This window comes from Bordetella hinzii LMG 13501, assembly GCF_001548475.1.
Classification (GTDB): domain Bacteria; phylum Pseudomonadota; class Gammaproteobacteria; order Burkholderiales; family Burkholderiaceae_B; genus Bordetella; species Bordetella hinzii.
The window spans coordinates 82,602-90,270 of sequence record NZ_LRUJ01000017.1 but is presented as its reverse complement, the minus strand read 5'-3'; the positions used below and the strand labels follow the sequence as shown (position 1 = coordinate 90,270).

Annotated in this window: 7 protein-coding genes; 4 read left to right on the top strand and 3 right to left on the bottom strand. The window is 69.7% G+C overall.

Translation table 11 applies throughout. The annotated features are described in order from the left end of the window. Positions 1 to 801: MFS transporter (locus tag AXA74_RS13135; protein ID WP_155680869.1), on the bottom strand; the 801-nt coding region annotated here is incomplete at its 3' end. 97 nt (positions 802 to 898) lie between these two features. Here AXA74_RS13135 and AXA74_RS13130 point away from each other — a divergent pair. Together AXA74_RS13130 and AXA74_RS13125 are read left to right on the top strand one after the other, a co-directional pair. Further along, positions 899 to 1,855, top strand: a complete 957-nt coding sequence (locus AXA74_RS13130) for a LysR family transcriptional regulator (protein WP_029581317.1) — start codon at positions 899 to 901, stop codon at positions 1,853 to 1,855. 2 nt (positions 1,856 to 1,857) lie between these two features. Beyond that, positions 1,858 to 2,514, top strand: a complete 657-nt coding sequence (locus AXA74_RS13125; RefSeq protein WP_029581316.1) for an ankyrin repeat domain-containing protein — start codon at positions 1,858 to 1,860, stop codon at positions 2,512 to 2,514. On the opposite strand, the gene AXA74_RS13120 is transcribed toward AXA74_RS13125, so the two are convergent. Continuing rightward, on the bottom strand, positions 2,511 to 3,023 hold the full coding sequence (locus AXA74_RS13120) for a GNAT family N-acetyltransferase (protein WP_032962976.1): 513 nt from the start codon (positions 3,021 to 3,023) through the stop codon (positions 2,511 to 2,513). The two genes, AXA74_RS13125 and AXA74_RS13120, sit on opposite strands and share 4 nt — an antisense overlap. A gap of 266 nt (positions 3,024 to 3,289) precedes the next feature. Here AXA74_RS13120 and AXA74_RS13115 point away from each other — a divergent pair, with 266 nt between their 5' ends. After that, complete coding sequence (locus AXA74_RS13115) at positions 3,290 to 4,843, top strand: hypothetical protein (RefSeq protein ID WP_051593901.1); 1,554 nt, start codon at positions 3,290 to 3,292, stop codon at positions 4,841 to 4,843. A 54-nt stretch (positions 4,844 to 4,897) separates the two neighbouring features. Continuing rightward, on the top strand, positions 4,898 to 5,425 hold the full coding sequence (locus tag AXA74_RS13110) for a GNAT family N-acetyltransferase (protein WP_032955439.1): 528 nt from the start codon (positions 4,898 to 4,900) through the stop codon (positions 5,423 to 5,425). A 37-nt stretch (positions 5,426 to 5,462) separates the two neighbouring features. On the opposite strand, the gene AXA74_RS13105 is transcribed toward AXA74_RS13110, so the two are convergent. Next, positions 5,463 to 7,568, bottom strand: a complete 2,106-nt coding sequence (locus tag AXA74_RS13105; RefSeq protein WP_048940556.1) for a TonB-dependent siderophore receptor — start codon at positions 7,566 to 7,568, stop codon at positions 5,463 to 5,465. Positions 7,569 to 7,669 lie beyond the last annotated feature (101 nt).

The window sequence follows — 7,669 nt, the reverse complement described above, 5'->3', positions numbered from 1 at the left end:
CGCCAGCGGCGCGGCCAGGGCGCCGGCCGCGCCGGCCAGGCCGAAGGCGCCCGCGCTCTCGGCGCCCAGATGAAAGGGCGCGCCGTGCAGCATGACGGCCAGCGTGGACCAGAAGGCGCTGAACCCCAGCGAGAGCAGGCCCTGGGCCACGGCGGCGCGGCGCAGTTCCGGATGGCGGCGCCACAGCGCGCCCAGCGAGGCCAGCAGATGCCGGTAGGGCAGCGCGGAGGTCGGCGCGAAGCGCGGCAGGCCGCGCCACAAGGCCAGGGCGAGCAGGGCGATGGCCGCGGCCGCGCCGGCGAACATGACGCGCCAGCCATAGTGTTCGGCCACCACGCCGCCCACCACGCGCGACAGCAAGATGCCCAGGAGCAGTCCGGTCATCACGGTCCCGACGATGCGGCCGCGCGTCTCGGCCGGCGCCAGCGCGGCCGCGGCCGGCACGATGTCCTGGGCCAGGGTGGCCGACAGGCCGATGGCGAAACTCGCCGCCAGCAGGACGCCCAGCGAGGGCGCGGCGGCGGCCAGCAGCAGCGCCAGGATGAGGGCGCCGGCCTTGGCCAGGATGATGCGCTTGCGGTCGTAGCGGTCGCCCAGCGGCGCGAGCAACAAGATGCCGGCCGCATAGCCGAGCTGGGTCAGGGTGGGCACCCAGCCCAGCGCGGCCGCGCCGGCGCGCAGCTCGGCGCCCAGCAGGCCCAGCATGGGCTGGTTGTAATAGAGGGAGGCAACGGCCAGGCCGGCGCCGGTGGCCAGCAGCAGGACCAGGCCGGCCTGAAGTCTATCGGAGGCAGGAGACATGAGGCGTATCCAAAGGGTGATCGATGGATGGCATTCTGGCCGCCGCGCGCCGCCCACGGTAGCCGTCGGCGAGGTACATCCGTTATACGATAGACGTATGACCACGCCACCCCCCGCCGCGGCCGGCACCGACCGCATGCTGCTGATCGAGACCTTCGTGCGCATTGTCGAGGCCGGCAGCCTGTCGGCGGCGGCGGCGCAGATGGACGCCACCCAGCCCACGGTCAGCCGGCGCCTGCAGGCGCTGGAGCGCACCCTGGGCGCGCGGCTGCTCAAGCGTTCCACCCATGCCATCGCCCTGACCGAGGACGGCCAGCGCTGCTATGCGCGCGCCCGCGAGCTGCTGGAGAGCTGGCAGAGCTTCGAGAGCGAAACGCGCGGCGCCGGCGAGGAGCCGGCCGGCATGCTGCGCGTGGTGGCGCCGCACATCTTCGGCCAGCAGCACTTCATGGAGCCGCTGGCCGGCTATCTGCGCAAATATCCCAATGTGCGCGTGGACTGGCAGCTGCATGACCGCATGCCCGATCTCATCGCCGAGAATGTGGATTGCGCCTTGCGCGTGGGCGCGGTGACCGATCCTTCCGTGGTGGCGATCCGGTTGGGCGAGGTGCCGCGCACCGTGGTGGCCGCGCCCGCGCTGCTGCCCCGGGGCGCCGTGCCGGCGCACCCCGACGAGCTGGCCCGCCTGCCCTGGCTGGCCCTGTCGACCTTCTACCGCAATGAAATTTCCCTGACCCATGTCCGCACGGGCGAGACGGTGCGGCTGAGTATCCAGCCGCGCCTGTCCACCGATGGGCTGCTGGCCCTGCGCCGCGCGGTGCTGCTGGGCCTGGGCCTGGGCGCGGGCTCATCCTGGGCCATGGCCGAGGACCTGGCCCGGGGCCGCCTGGTGGAGGTGGCGCCGGAATGGCGCGCCGCGCCGCTGCCGCTCTCGCTGATCTATGCGCCGGCGCGCTTCCAGCCGGCGCGCCTGCGGCGCTTCATCGACCATATGCGGGTCAGCATTCCGGCCCTGCTCGCCGGGCTGGACCCGCCGTCCGCACAAGGAGAATGACCATGTGGAATCCCAGGTGGCTGATCGCGGCCTGCTTGTGCCTGGCGGCCCCGGCCGGCGCCGCCGGCGAGGGCGCGGCCCTGCTGGAGGCCGCCGCGCAAGGCCAGGCCGACCGGGTGCGTGCCTTGCTGGCGCAGGGCGCGCCGCGCGAGGCGCGCGACGCCCAGGGCAATACGCCGCTCTTGCGGGCCACCGACGGCAATCATGTGGCGGCCGCGCGCGTGCTGATCGAGGCGGGCGCCGATGTCAACGCCCAGAACCGCATGCTGGACAGCGCCTACCTGCTGGCCGGCGCGCGCGGCTACAACGAGATCCTGCGCCTGACGCTGGACCACGGCGCCGACCTCAAGAGCACCAACCGCTATGGCGGCACGGCCTTGATCCCGGCCTGCGAACGCGGCCATGTGGAGACGGTGGATCTGCTGCTCAAGGCCGGCGTGGATCCCGACCATGTCAACCGGCTGGGCTGGACGGGGCTGCTGGAGGCCATCATCCTGAGCGACGGCGGCCCGCGCCACCAGGCCATCGTGCGCCGCCTGATCGCGGCCGGCGCCGACGTCAACCTGGCGGACGGCGACGGCGTCACGCCGTTGGCGCACGCGCGCCAGCGCGGCCACAAAGACACCGAGCGCCTGCTGCTGGCCGCCGGCGCGCGCTAGGCTGGGCGCAAGGGCCGCGCCATGGCGCAGCGGCCCGTCAGCCCATGCGCGGCTTCGCTGGCCAGGATGGCCGCCAGGCGCGCATCGGGCGCGGCCAGGGTGACGAAGCCCAGCCGCCGATAGAACGCCTCATTGAAGGACAGTCCGGCGAAGGTGGTGAGCGTGGCCCGCGCCAGCCCCGCCTGGCGGCCGGCCTCGAGGGCGGCCCGCATCAAGGCGCCGCCTATGCCGCGGCCCTGGTGATCGCGCCGCACCGCCAGCTCCAGGATGTGCAGCGCGTCGCCCTGGATGTCGGTCTGCACGAAGCCCAGCAAACATCCCGCCTCTTCGGCCACCAGGCCCTGGCCGGCCTGGATCAGCGCCAGATGCCGGGCGGCCGCCATCACCGCGCCGTCGGCCAGCCATTGCAGGCCGGCAACCTCGGCGAAGCGGCGCGCGGCGTCGCGCTCGATGGCGGGCAGCCGGTCGGCGTCGGCGGGCGCGGCCCGGCGTATCGACAGTGAGGTCATGATCTTCCTTTGAGCGCGGCGGCTCCCGGCTGTTTCCGGCCCGGACGGAGCGCCCAGGACCCGCGTGCAAGAGGTGGGCGGCACAAGGACAACACGGGATGGCGAACCGGGCCTTCCCGGCGCGCAGCATACCTCAAGGCAATACCGGGAGGCCGGCAGCGCCCGGGGCGCATGCGGGGAGGGCGGCTGACGGCGCCCTTAATCGGGGCGCCGGCCTGCCGTTAAGCCGGTATGAGAGGCCCCGCCTCGTTCCCGCAAAGACTGTCATGACCGCTGTCTCCGTCTTGACGGCAAGCATCGTCACGCCGCTTGCCGTCCGGGCTGCTTCGCCCGCTCCCGCCCCCGCCTTGCCCGTCGAGAGCCAGGAAGGCGTCCGCGTGGCCCTGGCTTCGTCCTCGGCCGCTTCGCCCGTGTATGCGGCGCCATCGCCGCTGCCGTCGGCCGAGACGGCGGTCTGGGAGAACAGCGCCGAGGACGCCATTTCGGCGCTGATGACGGGCAACTACGGCTCCGCGTCGGCCGCCGGCCGCTTCAAGGGCCTGGGCGCGGCGCTGCTGGAGCGCTTTCGCGAGGAGAAGACCGGCTATTCGCAGTCCCTGCTGCAGGCCCGCCCGGGCAGCCTGTCGGCCGCGGCGCAGCGGGCCGAGCTGCACCGCGAGACCGACAACCAGGTGACGCTGACGGTCCGGACCGCCAGCGGCAAGGAAGTGCGGATCAAGCTGGGCAGCGGCCCCGAGGGCCTGGCGGTGTCGGTGGACATCGCCGATGACGCCGAATTGAGCCAGGCCGAGCGCGACGCCCTGGCCGATCTGTCGCAGGGTTTCCAGGAGGCCATCGACGGCCTGGCCGCCGGGACGGGCGCCAAGAAGCTCTCCGGCCTGCTGGCCTTTGACAGCACGGTGCTGTCCTCGGTCGATCTGCAGGCCGCGATCCGGCAGGATGGCGTGGCGCAATCGCTGTCGTTGAGCGCGGACGGCCGGCACCGTTCGCTGCGGATGACGAGCGCCACGGGCACGATCCAGGTCGATGTGGACCTGAGCCAGGAGGCCATTCTGGGCAAGGCCTCGCAGCGCGACGCGGCGGTGCGCGACTACCTGCGCCAGTTCGACCGCGCGCGCCAGCGCGGCGAAGGCGATGCCGCGCTGATGACCCAGTTCAAGGACGCCTTCTCGGCCATGCACAGCCAGTATGGCAACGAGGCCCCGCCAGACCTGCTGTCGCGCGAAATCACGCTCAGCCGGGGCGACCGCAGCGCCTTGAGCGGCATGGCCGATTTCAGCGCCTCGATCTCGCAGGTGTCTCAGTCGCCCAATGCCATCTTGCCCGAAGAACGCGACAGCTTCCGGTTCGCGGTCTCGCAGCGCACCCAGGTCGGCGGCGCGAATACTCCCAACCGTTCGCTGCGGCAGGAACAACAGGCCAGCCTGTCGGCCAGCTACCACCGGCAGATCGATGCCGAGACGCCGATGAACCTCGCGGGCCCGCGCGAAACGCAGAACTACCTTTATATCGAAATCCAGGACCGCAGCAGCAGCACCACCGACATCGCCTATCGGGATGGCGCGCTGATCAAGGCCCAGGTCAAGACCCTGGTCAATGAATCGACCAAGACCTCGCGCTTTATCAACGGCCAGCAGGCCGACAGCAGCGTGGTCCCTTCGGAAAGCACGCAGACCAAGAGCTTGCGCTCGCTCCTGCGCGCCACCGACCGCGCCGCCCAGGCCGATGCCTCCCATCTGCTGCGCGAGCATGTGCCGCTCATGATAGAAAGCGGCTACGACCGGCTGGCGGGCACGGCGGCCAAGGCGAGGAGGCGCTAGGCGCAAGCCCGGTCTCGCGCTATGGTGGCGCAATCGCTTCGATGAGCCGCCGCCATGCCTGCTTTTCTATCGCCGCCCTGTCTGCCCGCCGATTGCGGCGCCGCGCTGCGCCCCTTGCACGCCGCCGACGCGGCCGCCTGGTCCGCCTATCTCAGCCTGCCGGGCGTCATCGAACATACGAGTTGGGGCGATGTGCGGCAGGAGGCCATCGCCGGACTCATTGCGCAATATGGCGGCCCTGAAGGACCCTGGCGCTGGGCCATCGTCGACGGAGACGACCGCCTGATGGGCACCGTGGGCTTCAACGAAGTGGTGCCGGCCCATGGCCGGGCCGAGCTGGCCTACGATCTGGACCCGGCCTGCCGCGGACGCGGGCTGGCCACCCAGGCCGCCGCGGCGCTCATCGCCTGGGCCTGGAAGGAAGCCGGCCTGACCCGTGTCCAGGCGACGGTGCTCGACAGCAACCTGCCGTCCATCGCCGTGCTGCAGCGCCTGGCGATGCGCCGTGAGGGCCTGCTGCGCGCCTATCGCAAGGTGCGTGGCCAGCCGCGGGACTTCTGGCTCTACGCAACCCTGCCTTGAATCGGCCCCCGGCCCGCGGGTGTCTGAAACCCGGGTTTCAGAACTTCACACTCGCACTCAGGCTGTAGGTGCGCGGGTCGCCGGGCTTGATGTATTCGGGCGTCTGGTAGAGCCAATAGCGTTTGTTGGCGAGGTTGTTGATGCCGGCGCGGAAGGTGGTTTCATAGCCGGCGATGCGGGTTTCGTAGGTGGCGCCGATGTTAAGCAGGGTGTAGCTGTCGACCTGGATGTCGTTGGCCTGGCGCAGTTCGGTCTTGCCGGTAAAGCGCAGGTCGGCGCGCAGCTTCAGGCCCGGCAGCTGCGGCACGCTGTAGGCCAGCTGGGCGGCGGCCACGAAGCGCGGGGCGCCCGCGACGCGGTTGCCGTTGTAGCGGGTGCCTTGGCGGTACTCGCTGTCCAGGAACATCAGGCTGCCGCCGAGGTTCCAGTTCTTGGCCAGCCGGGTCGAGGCGGCCAGCTCCAGGCCCTGGTAGCGCGACAGGCCGTTCTGTTCCAGGCGCGCGCGGCCGCTGTCGGGATCCACCACGGGGTTTTCGGCCTTTTTCTCGATGCGGAACAGCGCGGCGGTGGCGGCCCAGTCGTCCTGTTCGGTCTTCAGGCCGAACTCATACTGCTTGCTCTTGAGCGGGTCGAGCAGGGTGCCCGCGTTGGTATAGGTGTTGCCCACCACCGAGCCGGCTTCCAGCGATTCGATATAGCTGGCATAGGCCATGGTGCGCGGCGTGATGTTGTACATCAGCGCCAGCGTGGGCGTGAGCACGCCGTTCTTGTCGTACTCCGAGGTCCGGGCGCCATCGGCGCCAAAGCCTTTCTGGCGGTAGTCGGTCAGGCGCAGGCCGGCCAGCAGGGACCAGCCATGCGTCAGGTCCACGGTGTCGCTGGCGAAGACCGCTTTCTGGGTGATTTCGGCGGCGCGGTACAGCGACATATTGCCTTCGCTGTAATAGGCGTTGCGGTTGCGCTCATAGAGGTTGCCGCTGCCGACCGAGCCATAGAAATAGTTGGAGGAATAGTCGTTCTTCTGTTTCTGCCAGGAGGCGCCCACCACAAGCTGGTGCGAGAGCGCGCCGGTGGCGAATTTGCCTTGCAGCATGGCGCGCCACTGGTTGTAGCCATAGGCTTCGCCATAGTCGGAGCGCTGGTCGTCGTAGTTGCCGGCGCTGTCCTGCAGCGCCAGCACGACCTCGTTGCGCCGCGTCTCGGTGGTGCTGTAGCTATAGTTGGTGCTGAGCGACCAGTCGCTGTTGATCTGGTACTTGAGGCCGGTGTTGTAGTAGCGGAAGTGATTCTTGATATACGAACCCTCGCCCACCAGGGAGTCATCGTCCTGCCGCAGCGGCGAGGGCAGGCGGGTGCCGGCCAGGCTGAAGGTGTTGATGGTCGGGTCCTGGCCGATGGTCTTGCGGTCCTGGTAGAGCGTCTGGAAATCCCAGCTCAGCTTGTCGGTCAGGCGCGCATCCAGCGCCAGCGAAGCCGAGTCGCGATAGAGCGAGCCGTCGTTATACGTGCCGCCTTCTTCGTGGGTGGCATTCAGGCGGTAGCCGAAACGGTCATCCGGCCCGCCTCGTCCGCCCAGGTCCAGGTGCTCATGGATGAGGCTGTTGGACAGCACGCCGATGTCCAGGCTGCGCAGCGGCTCGTCGGTGGGCTTCTTGGTCACATAGTTGATCATGCCGCCCGGCGAGCCAAAGCCGTACATAAACCCCGTGGCGCCCTTGAGCAGGTCGATCTGCTCGAACTGTTCATAGGGCAGCACCGTGACATAGGTGGGAAAGGGGTTGCCGTCGATGCGGAAGGAGTTCTGCCAGTCCAGCGGCAGGCCGCGCACCGTCAGATAGCTGGCCCAGGCGCCCGAGGACGCGCCGTTGTCCGTGACCGAGGCGTCCAGCGCGAAGACATCGCCCAGCTTGGAGATCTGGCGCTCCTGCAATTCGGCATTGCCCACGACCGTGGTCGAAAAGGGGGTTTCGAGCTGGCTGCGGCTGCCCAGGGCGCCGGTGTTGACCGGCGCGCGCAGGTTTTCCAGATCGTCTTCGGCGGCGGCGTCGGCCCGCACTGACACGGCCGGCAGCTGCGCGACGCCTGCAACGGGGGTTTGGGCATGGGCGGCCGCGCCCAGCGCCAGGGCCAGTGCGGTGGGAATGAATCGGGGCAAGACCTTTCTCCTGCGGCGTGTCTTTCAAGGAATGCGATCCTATATGGTAATGCGATTGATTTGCAATCAGACATTGAGCCAAGGCGCCG

Coding starts and splice junctions, on each gene's coding strand:
- AXA74_RS13130 (WP_029581317.1), top strand. CDS start 899: ATGACCACGCCACCCCCCGCCGCGGCCGGCACCGACCGCATGCTGCTG.
- AXA74_RS13125 (WP_029581316.1), top strand. CDS start 1,858: ATGTGGAATCCCAGGTGGCTGATCGCGGCCTGCTTGTGCCTGGCGGCC.
- AXA74_RS13120 (WP_032962976.1), bottom strand. CDS start 3,023: ATGACCTCACTGTCGATACGCCGGGCCGCGCCCGCCGACGCCGACCGG.
- AXA74_RS13115 (WP_051593901.1), top strand. CDS start 3,290: ATGACCGCTGTCTCCGTCTTGACGGCAAGCATCGTCACGCCGCTTGCC.
- AXA74_RS13110 (WP_032955439.1), top strand. CDS start 4,898: ATGCCTGCTTTTCTATCGCCGCCCTGTCTGCCCGCCGATTGCGGCGCC.